Here is a 19,761-nt window from a genome sequence, read left to right as displayed (position 1 = left end):
TGCTGATTAGGAAACTGCCATTAAGATAGTCCGAGCAATTTGTATGACGATAATAAAGCAGTCTCTGAGGGGAATAAAAGATCGCATTTGGGTGATAGATTCATCTGATATAGAAATGACTGCCTAATCCTAGCGGGAATAAGTTAAATTGAAATAAAAAATCCCATAGAATCCTCTAGGGCACTGTAAGGTACCAACTCTCAGTTTATACAGATATTCATCATCAAACATATATAGTCAATCCAATTAATTATAAACAAAGAAAAAAGTCATCCCCCGAGGGGAATGACTTTTGAATGGTTAATTCAAATTAGTTTTTGTTTACGTTTGTAGCTTGAAGACCGCGTTGGCCTTGCTCGATTTCAAACGTTACATCTTGGCCTTCTTCAAGAGACTTGAAGCCTTCTCCTTGAATAGCTGAGAAGTGTACGAATACGTCGTCGCCGTCTTCGCGTTCGATGAAGCCAAATCCTTTTTCTGCGTTAAACCATTTCACTTTACCTTGTTCCATGTGTGTTTCCTCCTCGTATGCTTTGTGCATACATTGTATTACTATCCTTGCTCAAGTCTTGAAGCGGTCAAGATTTATTCGAGACCATCATGCCGAACAAAAATAATTCTTCTTTATCATAACAGGGATATTAGCACATTGCAAGGGAAATGTTTGAATTAAAAAAACAAGTTAAGAACTTGATAGGTAATCCCAGCGATTAATGCTGAAATTGGTAATGTTATAACCCATGTAATAACGATCTTTTTAGCCATGCCCCAATTGACGCCTTTCACACGCTGGGCCGAGCCTACACCCATTATTGCAGAAGAAATAACATGTGTTGTACTGACAGGTAAATGGATAAGAGTCGCACCGAAAATAATTGCTGCAGATGATAAATCAGCCGCAATTCCGTTCACAGGCCGGATCTTCATTATTTTTCCGCCGACTGTTTTTATAATTTTATAGCCGCCAATTGAAGTCCCGATACCCATTGCAGTTGCCGCAGCAATCCGGACCCAGAGTTGAATATCATCTGAAGTCTGCATTTCTGCCGCGATAAGTGCCATTGTAATAATCCCCATCGCTTTTTGTGCATCGTTCGTACCGTGTGTGAACGATTGAAGTGCCGCTGTTCCGATTTGCAAATAGCGAATTCGTGTATTTGTCCTGAATAAATTCCTGTTTTTTAAGGTCATTTTGAATAATGACATCACTAGGAAACCACCCGCAAGTGCGATAAATGGAGAAATAAGGAGTGCTTGTAATATTTTTAAGAAACCACTGTAATTTAAAATTCCGAAACCTGCTGCTGAAATAGCAGCTCCAGCGATTGACCCGATTAATGCGTGGGAAGAACTGGATGGTATTCCAAAATACCAGGTAATCAAGTTCCATAATATTGCAGAAATCAGTGCTGCCAAGATGACGAGTGATCCATTTTCAAGAGCGAATGGATCGACAATGTCCTTGGAAATTGTCTTTGCGACACCTGTAAATGCCATTGCTCCGATGAAATTCATTATAGCGGCCATCATAATAGCAGTTCGTGGTTTCAATGCACGAGTTGAAACAGACGTTGCGATGGAATTCGCTGTGTCGTGAAAACCGTTAATGAAATCAAAAGCGAGTGCGAAAACGACGACTAGTATGGTAAGGAGAAGTACTGTATCCATTTTTCTCCCCCTTATGCGTTACGCATAATAATTGTTTCGATTGTGTTGGCAACGTCTTGGCAATAATCTGCGACATCTTCAAGTTGCTCGTAAATATCTTTTAACTGAATAATTCGGATTGGGTCTTTTTCATTAATGAACAGTTGTTTGACGGATGTACGGAAAACTTCATCACAAACTCGTTCGTACTCTTTAATAAGCACTGCATGATCGTGCATTGCTTCAAGTTTTTTCTTTGCAAGTAATTTCATTGCTTTTACAATTTCATCTGTACTTTTAACGATGTTCTCCATGAACTTCTGAACGTATTCATCAATTTCAATTAGAGAGAACATTTCAAGATGTGCTGCAAAATGTTCAATGCCATCGAGTACATCATCCATCTTAATGGCCAAGTTCATAATATCTTCCCGCTCAATAGGTGTCATGAATGACTTGTTGAGTTTTGTAATGAGATCGTGGATGTGCGTATCGCCTTCCGTCTCGTAATTTTTAAGTTTAATGCTTACTTCTTTCAAGTCTGCGACATTGACTACTTTAAAGTCGTGTGCGTAATGGACTGCTTCTTGTACATTTTCAGCAATCGTTAGCAGTGCTGTGAAAAAAGGATCAGGTTTGCGTTGGCTAAACATTGTTGTGCCTCCATCCCAGTAGGGGAAATAGTATTTTAATAAATTCATCATAGCAAAGAAAAAATGAGATACAAACAAGTTTCGACGAAATCCGCAAAAACTTTACACAATCTTTACAAATGGGAAATTGGTATAAGAAGAAATGACATTTGTCATGAAGGAAAGATGACGGTGTGTACTCTACAGCATACCCTCTACCTCAGTAAAATTAACGTAAGAGGTGAGTGGATGTTGAAACTAGAAAATCTGTCAGAACGCGTTAATCAAAAGAGTTTATTAAGTAGTATAAATTTAGAAATTGCGGCAGGAGAAATTGTTGCACTCTGCGGAGCAAATGGGGTGGGGAAATCAAAAATTGTATCTGCTATTGCTGGAATCATTCATCCGGTAAGTGGAAGGATTTTGCTAGCAGGGAAACCGCTAGGAAAGAAAACGAAATCACAAATAGGCTTCATGTTCCAGCACGCTGAATTTATGGATAATGTAAAGGTGAAAGAAATGCTTTGTTTATTTCAATCTTTCTATATAAATCCTTATTCATTTAACGAGCTTGTCCATCTAGGATTATTGCAAGAGTTGCTCCTGAAAAAGACACATGAATTATCAAGTGGTGAGCAAAAGCGTCTGTCATTTGCATTGTCGATGGTAGGTAGACCACTCGTGCTGATTGCAGATGAACCAACTGCTGGAATGGACGAGGAAATGCGGAACCATTTCTATCAACAAGTACAAATTGCTGTTGATGAAGGGCTTGCCGTTTTGCTGATTACACATTCCAGGGAAGAAAGAGAAGTTCTTGCACATCGAATTGTATTGTTGAAGGAAGGGGTTGTGCAATGACTAAGCCCTTTTTATTGTTGACAAAAATTGAAGTGTTGCGCATGCTAAGAAACCGCTATTTCGTCATTTACGCCATCGTTCTTCCCATCATCTATTACCTAATTTTTTCGCTTTCGAATGAACCAGAGCATTATGCATATCTACTTATCGGAATGCTTGTCTTCAGTTTGTTATCGGGAGCTGTCACGACATTTGCAATTGGGCTTGCATACGACAACAGCAGACCTTGGCGTACATCTATGAAGGCGTTGCCGGTTTCCGAATTAGTCGTTTCAGGTGCGAAACTGACGTCACAACTGTTGTTGAATAGTATCACGGTTGTGATCTTAATCGTATTTGTTCAGACGTTTCACGGACTCCCGGGTGGTGTAGGACAATGGTGTATGATTGCGGTATGGTTTATTAGTGTATCGGCGGTATTCATGATGTTAGGCGTGGCAATCAGTTCATTTGGGAAACAGGGTACTGTTTCAGGTATAGCTAACTTTACGTGGATATTGTTGATGTTTGCTGCAGGTACGTGGATTCCAATTGAACAGTTTCCAGGCTGGGTGCAACCTATTGCAAGTTGGTCTCCGGGAGCAATTGCGATAGCGGGTGCCTTCCGTTTGTTGGATGAAGGTTATCCATTGGTTGGACAAATGGGGGGACTTATCTTTTATGCACTATTATTTATAGGGATTTACCGGGTTGGGGGATATGTAAATAGAAGGGGAGCGAATTAATGAGCAGGAGATTTGCAGTTTTTCCCGAAGGTTTAGGGAAAGAACCGTATACTTATTTAATCTATATGCTATTTCCGCTTCTTGGAGCGTTCTTTTTGGAAGGTGTGGAACGTATCCTAACACTGCTCCTGCTTGTTCCATTTTTATTCGTCTATCGCCAGTCTTATTGGCATAACACTTATCTAGTGTTTGTCATTGTGCAAGCAATTATTATTGGTTTTTGGGTCTATATGTTTGGGCCGATGTTTTTTTGGTTGAGTGCCTATTCTTCAAATATGATTTCGTCACTGTCCGGACGTAAGCGCATCGTGGCTATCGGTGTCTATATATTGGTTGGAATGGCCTATGGCGCTTCTAAGGATTTCAATATAATACAAACATCTATAGCGCTCGTACCTATTCTTCTCGCAGTCTTCAATGCGTATATGATTTCATCAATACGAAAATGGAATGACTCCCAGCGAGAATTAGAGAAAGCGTATAGTAGGATTGATGAATTGGTGAAGCAGCAAGAACGCCAGCGAATTGGACGTGATCTACATGATACGCTTGGACAAAAACTATCGATGATTACATTGAAAACGGAGCTCGCTGAGAAGTTACTCGTTTCAGACAAAGAGAGAGCTGCCGGGGAATTACGGGAAGTGATTACAATCTCGCGAGAAACATTAATGCAGATGAGGGAGCTCGTAGAAGACCTGGATACCGGCACGCTTGTCGATGAATTGATTGCCTGTCGTCAACATTTACATAGTGCAGGAATCGATTATGAAGTGAACGGTGAAATCCATTCTATTAATCGTGTGTATGAAAAAATTGCTGTGATGGCAATTCGAGAACTTGTGACGAATGTAGTTAAACATAGTGCTGCATCATGGTGTCGAATTAACGTTTCACGTTCAGCGGGAGGTGTATTAATAGATGTAGTCGATAATGGAAAAGGAATTGATGGAGCGGTTCCTAATCATGGAATGACAGGCTTGCAAGGTAGAATTGGACTTATTAATGGAACGATTCGATGGGAAAGCGGTGAAGAAGGGACGGTCGTTCAGTTATTCATTCCGCTACCGAAAAGTGTTGAAAAGGTGGGTGTCGTCTCGTGATACGTATCGTAATCGCAGAAGATCAGGCGATGGTAAGAGGTGCTTTAATTGCACTTCTTTCTATAGAAGAGGACTTAGAAATCATCGGTGAGGCGGCAAATGGCATGGAAGCGATTGCTGCCTGATGTCTGCATTTTAGATATTGAAATGCCTATTATGAATGGTTTGGAAGCGTCGGAAAGATTATTGGAGAAATACCCTGGCATGGCAATCATCATGTTGACTACGTTTGGTCGTACTGGTTATGTACAGCGTTCTGTAAATGCAGGAGTAAGAGGTTTCTTACTGAAAGATGGGCCGAGCAGTATGCTTGCTGAAGCTATACGTAAAGTTGCCGCGGGTCAGCGAGTCGTCGATCCAGAATTAGCCTTCTCATTATTTACGGAAAAAGATCAGCTATCCGAGCGGGAACAAGAGCTTCTTGTACTGGCCTCGAAAGGTTTGTCGAATAGAGAAACCAGCAAGCGATCATTTTTGTCGGAGGGGACAGTGAGAAACTACTTCTCAGATATTTTTCAAAAGCTACAAGTTAAAAGTCGGACAGAGGCAATTCACGTTGCTAGGAAACACGGCTTGATAGATGTGGAATGAATCCGCGAATAATTTTCAGTAAATTGAAACTTTCAGGGTAATGGGACGTATATATAGGTGAGACAAAAAAGGTGGAAGTGGAGGTGTTGAAATGGAACTGTTTGGGATGCCAATTGTGCAAGTATACTTAATCGGGCTAATTATTGCCGGCCTTGCGACGATATTGTATATCTTTTTTAGTGATATGGCGGAAGGAATCGGCGATGCTAGTCCGTTCTTAGATCCGGCGGTAATTCTTGCCTTTATAACATTTGTAGCAGCTGGCGGTTATATTTTAGAACTTGTTACAACATGGAGTAGCGGAATCATTTTGGTAATTGCACTTGTAACTGCTTTTGTACTCGATCTTTTATTATACGTATTTGTTCTCCTTCCATTAAAGTCTGCGGAAGTGTCGCTTTCTTATACGGATGAGTCGCTGATGGGCCAAGTTGGAAAAGTGATTGTACCTATTCCAATTGATGGTTTCGGTGAAATTGTCATTGAGTCGGTGAATGGGCTGATTTCAAAAAGAGCGGCAGGGTATGAGAACACAGCAATTGAGTATGGAAAAGAAATATTGATCATTGAAGTGAAAGATGGGACATTCATCGTTAAAGAGTATGAACCATTCCGCTTCAAATAAAAAAGGGGGAAAAACAGATGGAAATTTTGATTGTAATTGGAGTAGTCGCTTTTATTATACTGGCACTTGTTCTCGTCTTCATCACAAAGTACCGCACAGTTGGGCCAGATGAAGCACTAATCGTGACTGGAAGTTATCTAGGTTCTAAAAATGTACATAAGGATGATTCGGGAAATCGCATTAAAATCATCCGTGGCGGCGGGACGTTCCTGTTGCCGGTGTTCCAACAAGCGGCGCCGCTTAGCTTGTTATCAAGTAAGCTTGAGGTTACAACACCGGAAGTCTATACGGAACAAGGTGTTCCTGTGATGGCGGATGGAACGGCAATCATTAAAATCGGTGGTTCAATCTCAGAGATTGCAACAGCTGCTGAGCAATTTTTAGGAAAAACAAAAGCTGACCGTGAAAACGAAGCGAAAGAAGTGTTAGAAGGCCACTTACGTTCGATTTTGGGCTCGATGACAGTGGAAGAAATCTACAAAAACCGCGACAAGTTCTCTCAAGAAGTACAGCGGGTTGCGTCGCAGGACCTTGCAAAAATGGGACTCATCATCGTTTCATTTACAATAAAAGATGTACGTGATAAAAACGGTTACCTCGATTCGCTAGGGAAGCCTCGTATTGCACAAGTGAAGCGCGATGCAGATATTGCAATGGTTGAAGCTGAAAAAGAAACGCGCATTAAAAATGCAGAGGCATCTAAAGAAGCGCAAAAAGCAGAAATCGAACGCGCAACTGAAATTGCCGAAGCTGAAAAAGAGAATCAATTGAAGGTTGCGGATTACCGTCGTGATCAGGATGTTGCAAAAGCGCGTGCCGACCAAGCATACGAACTTCAAACGGCGGTCTCGAAACAGGAAGTTATGGAACAGGAAATGCAAATTCGAATCATTGAACGTCAAAAGCAAATTGAACTTGAAGAGAAAGAGATTCTGCGTCGCGAGAAACAATATGATTCTGAAGTTAAGAAAAAAGCTGATGCAGATCGCTATGCAATCGAACAAAATGCAGAAGCCCAAAAATCTAAACAAATTACGGAAGCTGATGCAGAAAAATATCGCATTGAAGCAAGAGCGTCTGCAGATGCAGAAAAAGTCCGTCTTGACGGGCAGGCAAAAGCCGATTCACTGCGTGCTCAAGGGGAATCAGAGGCAGATATTATCCGCCTGAAAGGTCTTGCTGAAGCAGAAGCAAAACGTAAAATTGCAGAAGCATTCGAACAGTACGGCCAAGCTGCAATGCTTGATATGATTGTTAAAATGATTCCTGAGTATGCTAAACAAATTGCAAGCCCGCTTGCGAATATCGATAAGATTACAGTTGTCGATACAGGCAGTGGTGAAGGCGGCGGAGCCAATAAAGTAACGTCATACGCTACTAACTTAATGGCGACATTGCAAGAATCATTGAAAGCATCATCAGGTATCGACGTTAAGGAAATGCTTGAAAACTACACGGGCAAAGGTAATATCCGCCCAAGTATTGACCAGCTAACAACTGAAATAAAAGCAGCAAATACGAAGCAACCTACACAACAATCGATTGCAATAAAAGAAGTTGCAGCTGACGAAGCTAAATAACTACTATCTAGAAGAGAGTCCTAACGCAGTTATGCGTTTGAGACTCTTTTTCTATATGAATGGACTTTGGTGTATAACAGATATTTTATGTTGAAATGGGAGTGGGCGATCAAAACTGTTACCTGACCAATCATATACCGTTGCCGACCGATCATAATTGTTGCTTGACCGACTATATACCGTTGCCGACCGATCATAACTGTTGCCTGACCGACCATATACCGTTGCCGACCGATCATAATTGTTGCTTGACCGACTATATAGCGTTGCCGACCGATCAAAACTGTTGCTTGACCGACCATCCCCCACTCCACCTCTAAAATTCTTAAGAAATTCTTCATATCTATCCTCACAAACCCTTAAGATTCTTCCTTTACAATGAGGGAAGTGAAGAAAATTTGGAGGGGAATACATGATTAATGTAAGGAATTTAAATCATTCATTTAAAATCGGTAAGAAGGGTAAAGAGAAGCAGATTCCGGTGCTGAAAGGGTTGACGTTTGAGGTTGCGGACGGTGAAATTGTATCGATTGTTGGTAAAAGTGGTTCGGGTAAATCAACGCTTCTTCATATAATGGCAGGATTCCTAACACCGGAAAGTGGAGAAATCAGTGTACAAGGTATACAAACGTCCTCATTCAATGAGGTGGAAAGTGCGAAATTCCGACTGGATCATTTCGGTTTCGTCTTTCAAAACTTCCAACTCATGCCTGGGTTGACGGCGTTTGAGAATGTTGAATTGCCATTGACGTTGAAGGGCATCAGTAAAAATGAACGACAGAAGAAAGTGAAAGACCTTATGCGGAGCGTTGGCCTAACGGATGTGCAAGATCATTATCCGAACGAGTTGTCCGGGGGCCAGCAGCAACGTGTGAGCATCGCGCGTGCACTCATCACTGATCCGCCAATCATTTTCGCAGATGAACCTACGGGCAGTCTAGACTCTGAAACAGAGCAGGATGTACTTCTACTCATTCAATCACTCAATAAAACAAGGGGCATCACATTTGTCATAATTACACACGACGATGAAGTTGCCCGAACTGCAAACCGCGTTTACAGAATGCATGATGGCGTATTAACGGAAGGTGGTGTACAGCATGCAATTTAAAGACCAGATTAGTTTCGTAAGCCAACATATCAAGAAAAATAAAATGCGTGTCTTTATGACCGTGCTTGCGGCCACGATGGGAACAGCTTTTTTAATTGTGCTCGCGTCAGTTGGATTCGGGCTGCACGAAACGATTCGGGGAGAAGTCTTATCGAATCGACTTGTGACACAAATTGAAGTGTTTTCAAGCGAGATGGATGAAGAGAAAGTTACGGAGTTAAAGAAACGGGATCATGTAAAAGTAGTTGTATTTCGTCGAAATATAGCGACAGAACAGCAGTCTTCAATCGGCAATTTTACTGGTAATAACCCTCTAGTTGTGACGGATTTTGAAGAAGAAGAGAAAGCAAACTTTGAACTTCGGGAAGGGCGTTTACCAGAAAGGGAAAATGAAGTCATCGTTGGAAGCCATTTCGCGGAGTACTTAATGAATCAACAAGATGAAAACGAAGATGGTGAATTTACTACGTATGACGGCAAAGTGATTGGTGAACAGTTCCTCTATCAAGTCAGTGACAATGAAGGTGAATTGATTGAGGATAAAATAATACTCACGATAGTCGGTATCGGAAAGAAACCAGCGAAAGATTGGGAGCAGGATCAAAAGATATATGCTGACGCATCTATCATTCCAGAGCTAGAAAAAATCTATTATGCACATGTGGACAAGCCAGCAGATGATCAATCAGACGCGCAGCAATTATTTTACGGCAATGTAAACGTCTATGCGGATAAATTAGAAAATGTAAAAGCAATCTCTACTGCATTAAAAGACGATGGATATAGTGTGTACTCCATATCAGATGAACTTGACCAATTAGATGTCTTTTTCTTAGCGCTAAAAGCGGGGCTAGTATTTGTTGGGACAATCGCGATATTAATTGCATCTATCGGAATTTTCAACACAATGACCATGGCTGTAACGGAGCGGACGCGTGAAATTGGAGTTATGAAAGCAATCGGGGCAGATCCGAAACTAATCCAACGACTATTCCTAATGGAAAGTGCATGGATTGGTATTGTGGGGACGGTTCTTGCAGTTGTTATTTCCTATGGGGTGAGCATTGTGTCAAATTACGTGCTGCCAATCATTGTTACGGCTGCGCTCGGCGAAGAAGATTTTGGAGGTATGACTGTTACGTTCTCAGTAATTCCATGGCAACTTGTCGTTATCGCTTCCGTAATTAGCATAGGCGTCGCGATGATTTCAGGATGGCGTCCAGCGCGTAAAGCGACGAAAATTGATGTTATCAATGCGTTAAGGCAGGAGCTTTAATCGACATTGTTTTGCGTCAATCGGGTAAAGGTGTATGAAACTATGGTGTGACTTGCTATAATGATAATATTCAGATAGCAATTGATGGTCATATGCCTTAATCCGAGGAGTACGCTAATGGACACTATTTCAAATCAATCGTATAGCAATCAAACTAGAGAAGGATATCCGGTAATTCATCTCGGTTATGCGGATGTCGTGTTGCTCGGAAGATGGAATGGGTTGTCAAATGCGCTTTATTCATTGCACAAAAATAGTTCATTTTGGGTTCAATACGATAAAGAAGACGCTCTCGTAGAGTCGTATTTGCTTCTTAACGGAATAGTAGAAATAGAATACGATGGAAAAAGGCATATATTGGAAGTCGGTGAGACAATCGATGCATCGCACTATGCACACATCATTTCTTTTTACGGGAAAACAGAAGCAGAGATTTTAATCAAAATGTCTACTGAAAGTTTTGAGACGCGATTTTTTGAGACGCAAATCCTCCAGGAAGAGGCGGATGCGATTGAGTCGGTTGATGGCTACACCTATATGCATTGCAATCGCATCAAAGATTATTCAATCGAAGTGTGGAAGCACATGGAACTGCCGCCAGAAAGCCTTAGCACGCTGAGATGGGGCGCCTATTTTCATGATGTCGGCAAGCGCGTTGTCCCGCTAGAAATTCTAAATAAACCTGGGAAGCTGACAGCTGAAGAGTGGGGGATTATGAAGTCCCATACAATTGAAGGTGCAAAGATTATGCGTGAGCATACTGTCGAATGGTTAGCAGATACAGCATTCATTGTCGAACAGCATCATGAAAGGCACGATGGGAAAGGCTATCCATACGGTCTTAAAGGTGATGAAATTGCGCTGGAATCCGCCATTGTATCGGTCGTTGATGCATTCGATGCAATGACAACCGATCGTGTGTATAAGAAGGCTCTTTCTAGACAAGAAGCTATGGAAGAACTTAAAAACGGAAAAGGGACACAGTTCAACCCATTAGTAGTCGATGCATTTATAGAAGTATTAGAGAAAAAGCAGTCCAATTGAAAATGAAGATTGGAAAAAGACTCGGGAAACCGTGTCTTTTTTGCATAACAAAAAGGGGGAAATACTATGGATTACATTCAAACAATGAGGAGAATGATTGGTAAGGAATCACTACTTACGGTCGGTTGCGGCGTCATAATAACGAACGAAGACAAAGTCCTGCTCCAACACCGCACAGATGAGGACAATTGGTGCATTCCGGGTGGCGTGATGGAAATCGGGGAAACGTTTGAAGAAACAGTGCAAAGGGAGACATATGAAGAAACGGGATTGGTTGTGGAGGAGCTTCAGCTATTTGGGCTTTATTCTGGTGAGTCCTGTTTTGTGACATATCCGAATGGAGACCAGGTATACAGCGTGCAAGTTATTTTTCATTCGACAACGTATTCAGGAGAATTGCAACAGGGCGGAGCAGAAAGCCAAGCACACTGTTTCTTTGGTAGAGATGAATTGCCGGAAAACTTGAATCCTAGGCAAAAAGCATTTATCCAAGACTGGGCACATGATAAAAAGGTGCCAATCATGAGATAATGGAAATACTTACAAACGAAAGAGGGATGAAGAATGGATTATCGTATTGAACATGACACATTTGGTGAAATTAAAGTACCTGCGGACAAGCTATGGGGAGCGCAAACACAACGCAGTAAGCAAAACTTTAAAATTGGTGGAGAAAAAATGCCGATTGGTGTTATTCGTGCATTTGCTCATTTAAAAAAATCAGCTGCTATCGCGAGCCATGCACATGGCGCCCTATCAGAAGCAAAAATGAAGGCAATCTCTGCAGCTGCAGATGAAGTAGTCTCTGGAAAACTGGATGATCATTTCCCGCTTGTCGTATGGCAAACAGGAAGCGGTACTCAATCCAACATGAATATGAACGAAGTACTTGCATACCGTGGCAATCAATTGCTTGAGGAGTGGGGCGAGGAAGATCGTCTACATCCGAACGATGATGTCAATAAATCGCAAAGCTCAAATGATACATTCCCGACGGCGCTGCATGTTGCAGGAGTTGTTGCAGTGCAACAACAGCTCGTACCGGCAATTGGTGTATTGAAAGCAACACTTGGCAAGAAATCTGAGGAGTTCATGGATATCATTAAAATCGGCCGTACGCATTTACAAGACGCGACGCCTCTAACTCTTGGTCAGGAAATTAGCGGTTGGCACCGCATGCTCGAGAAAACGGAAAAAATGATTACAGACAGCGTCGAGTCAATGAAAGAACTTGCAATTGGCGGAACGGCTGTTGGAACAGGACTTAACGCGCCAGCTGGATTCGGTGATCGTGTTGCTGCTGAAATCAGCACGGCAGTGGGGATAGAATTTACATCCGCGATTAATAAATTCCATTCACTTACAAGTTATGATGAGATTGTTTACGTTCATGGTGCTATTAAAGCGCTTGCGGCAGACCTTATGAAAATTGCTAATGACGTGCGCTGGTTGGCTAGCGGACCACGTTCAGGTATTGGTGAAATTACGATTCCTGAGAATGAACCGGGCAGTTCCATCATGCCAGGAAAAGTGAATCCAACTCAAAGTGAAGCACTTACGATGGTTGTTGCACAAGTAATGGGGAATGACGCAACAATCGGCTTTGCAGCGAGTCAAGGGAACTTTGAACTGAATGTCTTCAAACCCGTTATCATTTTCAACTTCCTTCAATCTGTGACATTGTTGAGCGATGCGATGATCAGTTTTAATGAAAACTGTGCAGTGGGAATTGAACCGAATCGTGAAGAGATTGATCGTAAAGTTCAAAACTCACTCATGCTTGTGACGGCACTTAATCCTTATATCGGTTACGAAAATGCTGCAAAAATAGCGAAAACTGCACATGCGGAAGGTACAACGCTGAAAGAAGCAGCACTCAAATCAGGCTTGCTGACGGAAGAACAGTTTGACGAGTATGTCGTTCCTTCGAAAATGATTGGTAGATAAGGAGGCGACTTCGACGTGTACGACAAAGAGTGTCCGTATTGTAATTTACTTACGGATCCTGAGCAACAAATTATCTTTGAAAATGAAACATGTGCTTACATTCAAAAACCTTCTGAGCAAACAGTGTTGGAAGGGTATCCGGTATTGGATTAAGCAAGGGGATAATTGCCGTCAAGTTTGATTGTCCATCAAACTGTAACTTATAAACATGTTGTTTTGGGTTATGATGAAAGGACAACTATGCGAATAAGGAGTGGGCAGTATATGAAAAAGAATTTGATGTTCATCTTGCTTACAGCGATTCTTGTCCTTTCAGCATGCGGAGAAAAAGCGCAGCCGAGTGAGAAAGAACATGACATGAAACATGGGGAACAGAAGCATGTACCAAACGGTGACTTGCAAGAAGTAACGGCTTCTGCCGATATTTTACCTTCGTTCCTAGATGACAAATCGGAGGATATGCGTCTTGTCTATCAAATGGCGGGCACTGCAACGGATATTATCGAGTGGATGCCATGCTATTGTGGGTGTGGAGAAAGCGCAGGCCACGATAGTAACTTGAATTGTTTCATAGACGAAGTTCGTGAAGATGGTTCTGTTGTCTGGGATGACCATGGTACACGTTGCCAAGTTTGTCTAGATATCGCTGTGCAATCTGTAATGATGAAGCAGGACGGTAAATCGTTAAAAGAAATCCGTAAATTCATCGATGAAAATTACAAAGAAGGTTACACAGAACCAACAGATACGCCAATGCCAGCATAATTGAATCACAAAAGAGCACGTCTGTTGATTCACCAAAAGTCACCAGTAAATTGAATAACTTCTATTACGATCACCGAGATGTTTATATGTGTAGAGATGCGACTTTGTCGCATCCCTACACTTTTTTTTCTGTAATCGTATGGTTGTCCTTCATCCGTCGTGCTCCAAATACATAAATACACAGAGTGCTGAAGCATTTTTGGGACGAAAGAATAGCTGGATTCTTACCTGGAGAAAAGCCGCCAAAGATGCAATTTTGGCGGCTGATGCTTTCTCTATGGTTTTTTCTTGCTTATATTAAAAAAGTGTCACTTTCTAAAAGGAATTAGTTAATGTATGTGTCGCTGACCAGCAGATCTTTCAAAATAACTGACGGAATTTCAAACGTCACGACTCCCATATAACCAGGTGCAACTTCGTATTTATCGAATGAAATGACGAGCTTATTGTGATCTGTGATATAGAACGACTGATCGGATTGGATTGTTTTGAAATCATCGAAAAATTCACTATTCAAAAAGTAAGAGACCTCTTCATCTGCATCCATTTGCCGCTCCATTTCACCTACTATGTAAGAGCTAATGGCCTCCACATATTTGTCATTTTTAAACAGACTGGGCAATGTGATTAAAATGCTGTTCTGTTTATCGATTGTGTCGTACTTCATTGTGGTTGATGAGGATCCGACCGTATTCACCTCATAGCGAGCAATCGATAGAAGCTGTTCATTATCTGTTTTCACTTCATAGCCAGTATCGATTCCAAGATGACCGCCACCTGCCTTTTCCAATTCCGAAACATCCTGTTGGAACTGTTCGAAGAGCACTTTATTTTCCTTAAGGTATTTCTCATTCAATGAAGTTTGCAGTCCTTCATCCTCCAAACCTTCAATTTTTGGTGTGGCGACATTCGCTTGGTACGTTTTTTCATCGACAGTCAATTGTTGTGCGGTAAACACATCCACAATTACTCCGAGAAGTGGAACGTTTGCCATAGCTTGCGCGAAAGATGGGCTTACATTGATACTTCCGATAAATAGAGCAGCAGCCGCGACGGCTCCTAACGTCCATTGTTTAAGAAATGGACGTTTCTTCTGTGATGACTTTGCTTGCCGAATCGAAGCTTTAACGAAGTCCTTCAACTCAGATGGAATCTCCGTTTCGTCATAATCCTTTTTTAGCTTATTTATTTTTTTCATAATCTGAATTCCTCCCCGACTTCAATGCGCAACTTTTTCAATGCTGCATACAATCTTGTTTTAATCGTATTCACATTTTCATCCATCACTGCAGCGATTTCATCAATTTTCAAATCCTCAAAAAATCGGAGAATAATAAGAGATCTATATTTGTGAGGTAGCTGGTCAATGGCATCTTGTAAGTCCATGTCGATAATGTCATCTTCTAACTGTGGTAAATGAATGCCAAGAATGTCATCGTCCATCACTGTAATACGCTGATGTTTTCGGATGAAATCAATGCATGTGTTCACGATTATTCGATAGAACCATGTTTTCAAATAGGCGATTTCTTCAAGTCGATCAATTGAACTGAGCGCTTTTAGAATGGCATCTTGTACGATATCAAGTGCATTTTCTTTATTTCTAACATAGCTGTATGCAAGACGATAATGAGCTTCCCGGTTTTCTACTATAAAATTTTCTACAAGTTCGAACTTCTCTTTTTTTGTCATGACTAAAGATTCACCTTCTCCAATTTTCAACATGTCGCGAACACGTTATAAGTATTTGACGGGCAGTATGTCTGAAAAGTTTTATGTTTTTATTCGCTGCAAAAGCAAATTATTAGAATCCTTTCAATAGTGTTGGCAAATTCATGGTAAAATAAATAAAACGAAAAATATAATTTAGGGTGTGGGTTGTGACGATAATACTGTTTTTGGTATTGCGTTGCTAGTAGATTTTAGAGTTCTTTTGAGCTTTGTTTCTATTTTTGTAATGAAATTATCGGAGCCTAAAGAAGCATTGCAAAATAAGGGTGATGAGCTTGAAAGATATGAACCGATGCTAAAAATAAAAAACAATAATTAACTATACGGAGGAATGTACAAAATGATGGATATATCATTTGTTGCATCATGGAGCGGCGGAAAAGATTCTGCGATGGCTTATTACCGCGCAATGAAAGCGGGTGGCGTTCCGAAACGGTTATGGACAATGTTTGAAAAGGATGAAGAACGGTCAAAATCGCATGCGCTGCCTTTTGAAGTCGTGGAAGCCCAAGCAGCAAGAATTGGCGTCCCTTTAATGATAAGGGGAGCTGACTGGCAAGGATATGAAGAGCAATTTTTAGACGCGATGAAGGAATGCGTTGAGTCGGGCATCAGTTACGGAGTTTTTGGGGATATCGATCTTGAAGACCATTTGGTATGGGTCCAAAATACATGTGCAAAAGTCGATATGGAAGCAGTACATCCGCTATGGATGGAGCCGCGTCGCGAGATTTTAGAAGAATTTATAGAAGCGGGATTCGAGGCGTACATAGTTGTCGTCAATACAAAAATGATGCCGGCACACTTCATAGGCCGCAAATTCACTTTGGAGCTGATGGATGAACTGGAGGTACTTGGCATTGATGCATGCGGGGAGTCTGGTGAATTTCATACGGTTGTCGTAGATGGTCCGATTTTTAACGAGAGGGTTCCAGTCATTTTTTCAGGGCAGTATGAACGGGATGGCTATGTATTTTTGGGAGTGACACTGGAATAGTCGGTGTGGAGGAGGATTTCGTGATGAATGGAAATGAAATTCTCAGGAGCAACGTATCGAAAGTTTTTGAAGATCATTTTTACTGTTTGAAAAATGAACAAAGGGTGGGAGAAACATGAACGTTGAGTTAACAAGATTCAGGGTTAAGAAAGATAAATCAGAAAAGGTAAATGAATGGATAACTTTTCTGAACGAAAACATGAAACACGTGCTAATAACCCTTGAAGGCGAGAAAATGTATGTAGAAACTATATTTAGAGAACATCTCAATGGAGATGAATTTTTATATTGGTATTCAGTTCAAGGCGAAGGTGGTCAGGAAGTAGAAGAATCAGAGCATTGGATAGATAAGAAGCATTTAGCATATTGGGATGAATGCATTGATGATACCTTTAAACCTCTGGATTTAAAAACAGAAGTGGTAATGATTCCTGAAAAGATAAGAGCTAGTATGAAGTTTTAAATCTAAGTAGACACTTCCGATTTATAGAGGGCTATGTTAAAGAAAAACCTCTTCGTTGAGGTCTTTTATTCAGAAAATTTTCAAATACCACAGTAATACAAGTAATAATTCCCGTCAGCGAGATAGTTAGACATTGAGATCATTGTCTCGAATTGATCAACGATTTCATTGCGATCGAAATATAGGATTTCATGCTCATCCCGATTGATTATGAATTGACCCTTCAGCTGGAATATGTCAGGCGAATTGCTGAATAGGTCTCGCCAAGCAGTGAAAATTCTTAGTAAGTCTCGTGACGAATGTTCATCGAAAAGTGTAATGCCGTGGTAATGGATACCTTGTCCATGTGGCATACCTCGCAACGCCGGATTTCTACTTGGGATCCAATTCAATGAGTCGTAGATGTAAGTGATCATATCATCATGTATATTGACACTATCTATGATGGCGTCGTTGTTTTTCGTTGTCCTATAGAAGTCTTGCACATCGATCGAGCTGGGAATTAGGTAAAACTCATGCAGTAGCGCCATGTTAACCTCCGTGGGAAACATATGATTTTATAAAGTCTATCATGTGAACTATGCAGCAGATTAGTTGTTTCGTTTTAACTATGAAAAGCCTCATCTACATTCGCTTATAGCAAACGTAGATGAGGTTGCTTATTTATTCAACAAATGCTCCAATTCTCTCTCCAAAAATGGATCCGCATTCAACAGAGTCTTGAATTCGTTATAGCGTATAAAATCATCAGCGGAAGCCTCTCGTCCGGTCTGATAAGCCCGTATCAAAATGTTTTTCGGTGTATGCTCCATATCGATAAACTCTAATAGCTGCGCTTCGTATCCAACAAGTGACAATAACTCCGCACGGATAGAATCGGTAGCAAGTGCCGAGAACCGCTCTTTAATGAGGCCGTGTTGAAGCATAACGTCGAGCGCAGGGGAATTGACCTGCGAGAACAGTTCGTGCTGACAACAAGGGACGCTCAAAATGACTTTCGCACCCCATTTCACCGCACGGGCAAGTGCCATATCCGTTGCAACATCGCATGCGTGGAGTGTGACGACCATGTCGACAGACGTTTCGTCGTTGTAGTCGTTAATATCTCCTACGAGGAATTCAAGGTTATCGTAACCAAGATCCTTTGCAATTGTGCTGCATTCCTCAATCACTTCTTTTTTTAAATCAAGCCCAGTTACCTTAATATCTAGCCCTTTTTCGATACGTAAGTAATGATACAGTGCGAATGTTAAATAGGATTTACCAGAACCGAAATCAAGAATACGTACAGTTCGATCTTTTGGTAAGTGAGCAAGAGAATCGTCGATGAATTCGACGAACCTGTTAATTTGCCTAAACTTGTCGTGCTTTTGCTTTTTTACCTGGCCGTCGGGAGTTTGTACGCCGAGTCGGACTAAAAATGGATAGGCTGTATTTTCATCCAGTAAATAATTTTTCTTGCGATTGTGTGAAAGGTTAACTATTTTTTCAGATGCTACTTTTTCTGATTTCCACATTACTTTAAATTTTTTCGTCAGTTGGACCTGAATCTTTTCATCTGAAAACTCGGCATGTATTTGTCTGAAACGTTCAAGCAGTTGCAGTAAGTACGCCCCTAATAAATCAGTTGTAACGTTTTCGTGGTTTAACACTCGTTCGTACTGGTATTCAAATTGAATATGCAACTGTCCCTTTAACTCAACGGGTTTCACTTTCACCCGTTTTAAATCATCTGTTTTTGTGCGGGATTGGCTGATTGTCCCACCAATAAAAGACCCGTCTGTCATCCGGCGTGTTAATACGTCCACTAATTCTTCAAATTGCATTGTCATCTCTCCTAGTTAAACTCAAATCCCTGTTTCTTCAAAAAATCTTTCATATGCGTTCGTCGAGGGGCCCTTAAAAAGTCTGCCATTGAGTCGGACCATGCGGCGTCTTTTCGGTTTGAGCCGCGGCTTAGATAATAGTCGTTCATTATGTCATCGTAAGCTGGGAGGAGTTCGTCATATTTTTCCATATCGTAGCTGTTTTCGTGAATAATTGCTTCAATTGGTAAGCGCGGTTTCACTTCATTTGCTTCATCTGGAACACCAATAGTCATAGCGAACATCGGAGCAACACCTTTAGGGAGCGACAGCAGTTCGCTTATTTCTTCTGGTGCATTACGGACACCACCGATGTAGCAAATGCCGTAGCCTTTTGATTCAGCCGCAATCGCAACATTTTGAGCGAATAGAGCAACGTCGATAGAGCCAACAAGGAGATTTTCGGCAGAGGAGAAATCAATGTCTTTCCCTATTAAGTTCGCTGCCTTCATCAATCGGTAATAGTCCGCGCAAAAGACTAAAACGGCGCCTGCTGATAAAATCTGCTGCGGGTTCTTCGCAAGTTCAGCGAGTTTCTTTCGTTTATCGGGGTCCGTTACATAAATGACAGAGTACGCTTGTACAAAATGAGAAGTGGCGGCATGCTGACCCGCCTGAATAAGTTCAAATACATCTTCCTTTGGTAGTGAAATATCTTTATATTTTCGCACGGATGCATGTGAAGTCAATAATTCGATAACCATATAATCCCTCCAGAATTTGTTTGTGGATTAAGATTAACAGACTACGACAGTGGTGAACTAACAATAAAGCTTAAAAAAACGATGTAGTTATTAA

General features: G+C 41.2%; 23 protein-coding genes and 1 pseudogene. 15 read left to right on the top strand and 9 right to left on the bottom strand.

Features of this window, described 5'->3' with window-relative positions; translation table 11 throughout:
• Positions 1–310 precede the first annotated feature (310 nt).
• From FQ087_RS16005 to FQ087_RS15995, 3 genes are all read right to left on the bottom strand, one after another.
• Positions 311–511: a cold-shock protein gene (locus tag FQ087_RS16005; RefSeq protein WP_067205063.1), complete on the bottom strand. Its 201-nt coding sequence runs from the start codon at positions 509–511 to the stop codon at positions 311–313.
• 158 nt (positions 512–669) lie between these two features.
• Complete coding sequence (locus FQ087_RS16000) at positions 670–1,668, bottom strand: inorganic phosphate transporter (RefSeq protein WP_149581604.1); 999 nt, start codon at positions 1,666–1,668, stop codon at positions 670–672.
• Positions 1,669–1,679: 11 nt separating this feature from the next.
• Positions 1,680–2,300 carry a DUF47 domain-containing protein gene (locus FQ087_RS15995; protein ID WP_149581603.1) on the bottom strand — a complete coding sequence of 207 codons (621 nt, stop codon included), beginning with the start codon at positions 2,298–2,300 and terminating at the stop codon, positions 1,680–1,682.
• A 228-nt stretch (positions 2,301–2,528) separates the two neighbouring features.
• Here FQ087_RS15995 and FQ087_RS15990 point away from each other — a divergent pair, with 228 nt between their 5' ends.
• The 6 genes and pseudogenes from FQ087_RS15990 to FQ087_RS15965 all read left to right on the top strand — a co-directional run bounded on the left by FQ087_RS15990 (position 2,529) and on the right by FQ087_RS15965 (position 7,764).
• Positions 2,529–3,140, top strand: a complete 612-nt coding sequence (locus FQ087_RS15990) for an ATP-binding cassette domain-containing protein (protein ID WP_188006783.1) — start codon at positions 2,529–2,531, stop codon at positions 3,138–3,140.
• Positions 3,137–3,865, top strand: coding sequence for an ABC transporter permease (locus FQ087_RS15985; protein WP_149581601.1), 729 nt, complete (start codon positions 3,137–3,139; stop codon positions 3,863–3,865). Before FQ087_RS15990 ends, FQ087_RS15985 begins: the two co-directional genes overlap by 4 nt.
• Positions 3,865–4,968, top strand: a complete 1,104-nt coding sequence (locus tag FQ087_RS15980) for a sensor histidine kinase (protein ID WP_149581600.1) — start codon at positions 3,865–3,867, stop codon at positions 4,966–4,968. The genes FQ087_RS15985 and FQ087_RS15980 overlap by 1 nt, the downstream gene beginning before the upstream one ends.
• Positions 4,965–5,559, top strand: a pseudogene (locus tag FQ087_RS15975) (response regulator transcription factor). The gene FQ087_RS15980 and the pseudogene FQ087_RS15975 overlap by 4 nt, the downstream one beginning before the upstream one ends.
• A 91-nt stretch (positions 5,560–5,650) precedes the next feature.
• Entirely contained in the window at positions 5,651–6,184 is a 534-nt protein-coding gene (locus FQ087_RS15970) for an NfeD family membrane protein (RefSeq protein WP_188006782.1), read from the top strand.
• A gap of 17 nt (positions 6,185–6,201) precedes the next feature.
• Positions 6,202–7,764: a flotillin lipid rafts scaffold protein FloT gene (locus FQ087_RS15965; protein ID WP_149581599.1), complete on the top strand. Its 1,563-nt coding sequence runs from the start codon at positions 6,202–6,204 to the stop codon at positions 7,762–7,764.
• A 29-nt stretch (positions 7,765–7,793) separates the two neighbouring features.
• Here FQ087_RS15965 and FQ087_RS15960 read toward each other — a convergent pair whose 3' ends face one another.
• The gene (locus FQ087_RS15960) at positions 7,794–8,066 is read right to left on the bottom strand and encodes a hypothetical protein (RefSeq protein WP_149581598.1); all 273 of its coding nucleotides are present in this window, start codon (positions 8,064–8,066) and stop codon (positions 7,794–7,796) included.
• 110 nt (positions 8,067–8,176) lie between these two features.
• Between FQ087_RS15960 and FQ087_RS15955 the strand changes: the two genes are divergently transcribed.
• The 7 genes from FQ087_RS15955 (at position 8,177) to FQ087_RS15930 (ending at position 13,907) form a co-directional block, all read left to right on the top strand.
• Complete coding sequence (locus FQ087_RS15955) at positions 8,177–8,875, top strand: ABC transporter ATP-binding protein (RefSeq protein ID WP_149581597.1); 699 nt, start codon at positions 8,177–8,179, stop codon at positions 8,873–8,875.
• Positions 8,865–10,151, top strand: a complete 1,287-nt coding sequence (locus FQ087_RS15950) for an ABC transporter permease (protein ID WP_149581596.1) — start codon at positions 8,865–8,867, stop codon at positions 10,149–10,151. The genes FQ087_RS15955 and FQ087_RS15950 overlap by 11 nt, the downstream gene beginning before the upstream one ends.
• A 117-nt stretch (positions 10,152–10,268) precedes the next feature.
• The gene (locus FQ087_RS15945; RefSeq protein ID WP_149581595.1) at positions 10,269–11,195 is read left to right on the top strand and encodes an HD-GYP domain-containing protein; all 927 of its coding nucleotides are present in this window, start codon (positions 10,269–10,271) and stop codon (positions 11,193–11,195) included.
• Positions 11,196–11,261: 66 nt separating this feature from the next.
• Positions 11,262–11,726 carry an NUDIX hydrolase gene (locus tag FQ087_RS15940; protein ID WP_149581594.1) on the top strand — a complete coding sequence of 155 codons (465 nt, stop codon included), beginning with the start codon at positions 11,262–11,264 and terminating at the stop codon, positions 11,724–11,726.
• Between the two features lie 33 nt (positions 11,727–11,759).
• The gene (fumC, locus tag FQ087_RS15935) at positions 11,760–13,142 is read left to right on the top strand and encodes a class II fumarate hydratase (protein ID WP_149581593.1); all 1,383 of its coding nucleotides are present in this window, start codon (positions 11,760–11,762) and stop codon (positions 13,140–13,142) included.
• A 15-nt stretch (positions 13,143–13,157) separates the two neighbouring features.
• Positions 13,158–13,295: a hypothetical protein gene (locus FQ087_RS22515; protein WP_188006781.1), complete on the top strand. Its 138-nt coding sequence runs from the start codon at positions 13,158–13,160 to the stop codon at positions 13,293–13,295.
• Positions 13,296–13,406: 111 nt separating this feature from the next.
• Positions 13,407–13,907, top strand: a complete 501-nt coding sequence (locus FQ087_RS15930) for a PCYCGC motif-containing (lipo)protein (protein WP_149581592.1) — start codon at positions 13,407–13,409, stop codon at positions 13,905–13,907.
• Positions 13,908–14,232: 325 nt separating this feature from the next.
• On the opposite strand, the gene rsiV is transcribed toward FQ087_RS15930, so the two are convergent.
• Together rsiV and FQ087_RS15920 are read right to left on the bottom strand one after the other, a co-directional pair.
• Positions 14,233–15,105 (bottom strand): anti-sigma-V factor RsiV, encoded by an 873-nt coding sequence (gene rsiV / locus FQ087_RS15925; protein ID WP_149581591.1) that lies wholly within the window; start codon positions 15,103–15,105, stop codon positions 14,233–14,235.
• Complete coding sequence (locus FQ087_RS15920; protein ID WP_149581590.1) at positions 15,102–15,632, bottom strand: RNA polymerase sigma factor SigV; 531 nt, start codon at positions 15,630–15,632, stop codon at positions 15,102–15,104. The genes rsiV and FQ087_RS15920 overlap by 4 nt, the downstream gene beginning before the upstream one ends.
• Before the next feature lie 346 nt (positions 15,633–15,978).
• On the opposite strand from FQ087_RS15920, the gene FQ087_RS15915 reads away from it, so the two are divergent.
• Both FQ087_RS15915 and FQ087_RS15910 read left to right on the top strand, forming a co-directional pair.
• Positions 15,979–16,635 carry a Dph6-related ATP pyrophosphatase gene (locus FQ087_RS15915; protein ID WP_149581589.1) on the top strand — a complete coding sequence of 219 codons (657 nt, stop codon included), beginning with the start codon at positions 15,979–15,981 and terminating at the stop codon, positions 16,633–16,635.
• Positions 16,636–16,750: 115 nt separating this feature from the next.
• Entirely contained in the window at positions 16,751–17,098 is a 348-nt protein-coding gene (locus FQ087_RS15910) for a DUF6176 family protein (RefSeq protein ID WP_149581588.1), read from the top strand.
• Positions 17,099–17,178: 80 nt separating this feature from the next.
• On the opposite strand, the gene FQ087_RS15905 is transcribed toward FQ087_RS15910, so the two are convergent.
• The 3 genes from FQ087_RS15905 to nfsA all read right to left on the bottom strand — a co-directional run bounded on the left by FQ087_RS15905 (position 17,179) and on the right by nfsA (position 19,667).
• Entirely contained in the window at positions 17,179–17,628 is a 450-nt protein-coding gene (locus FQ087_RS15905) for a hypothetical protein (RefSeq protein WP_149581587.1), read from the bottom strand.
• Between the two features lie 129 nt (positions 17,629–17,757).
• A complete protein-coding gene (locus FQ087_RS15900; RefSeq protein ID WP_149581586.1) occupies positions 17,758–18,924 on the bottom strand; it encodes a class I SAM-dependent methyltransferase in 1,167 nt (388 codons plus the stop codon).
• 11 nt (positions 18,925–18,935) lie between these two features.
• The gene (nfsA, locus tag FQ087_RS15895) at positions 18,936–19,667 is read right to left on the bottom strand and encodes an oxygen-insensitive NADPH nitroreductase (protein WP_149581585.1); all 732 of its coding nucleotides are present in this window, start codon (positions 19,665–19,667) and stop codon (positions 18,936–18,938) included.
• Positions 19,668–19,761 lie beyond the last annotated feature (94 nt).

The sequence above is a fragment of the Sporosarcina sp. ANT_H38 genome (assembly GCF_008369195.1).
Taxonomy (GTDB): Bacteria; Bacillota; Bacilli; order Bacillales_A; family Planococcaceae; genus Sporosarcina.
The sequence above is the reverse complement of the archived record's forward strand: the minus strand, read 5'-3'. Positions and strand labels throughout refer to the sequence as shown.